Source organism: Pseudomonas entomophila, from assembly GCF_013523125.1.
GTDB lineage: Bacteria > Pseudomonadota > Gammaproteobacteria > Pseudomonadales > Pseudomonadaceae > Aquipseudomonas > Aquipseudomonas entomophila_B.
In genome coordinates this window covers 1-437 of sequence record NZ_JAAMQJ010000118.1, presented here as the reverse complement: position 1 = coordinate 437, position 437 = coordinate 1, and the positions used below count along the sequence as shown (strand labels likewise).

General features: G+C 69.3%; 1 protein-coding gene. It reads right to left on the bottom strand.

Annotated elements, in window-relative coordinates; genetic code table 11:
- Positions 1 to 437: contractile injection system protein, VgrG/Pvc8 family (locus G7007_RS21885; protein WP_181105189.1), on the bottom strand; the 437-nt coding region annotated here is incomplete at both ends.

Below are 437 nucleotides of genomic sequence, written 5' to 3'. Positions count from 1 at the left end.
ATCGTCACCACCGACATGGCCTTGCCGGTGGTGCTCTGCCCGCCCTGACGCGGCATGACCAGCAGCTTGCCTTCGGCCACCTTGGCGGTGCAGTCGTATTGCTTGGCCAGGCGGGTGATGAAGTTAAAGTCGGACTCGTTGCGCTGGTCGACGCGCTCGACCTTGGTGGCCACCGAACACACCGGCTCCCAGCCGTTGCGCTTGGCGATGTCGCCGACGATCTGCGACAGCGGCACGCCCTCCCAGCTGCCGCTGCGCACGGTCTTGCCGCTGCCGCGCATGTCGCTGGCCTTGCCCCGCACGACGATGGTGTCAGGCGGGCCGGTCAGCTCGACCTCGTCGACCGTGTAGGCGCCCAGCCGGGTCAGGGCCTGGCCTTCGTAGCCCATCAGGACCGCGACCTGGCTCCCGCGCGCGGGCAGCGCCACGGCCTGATC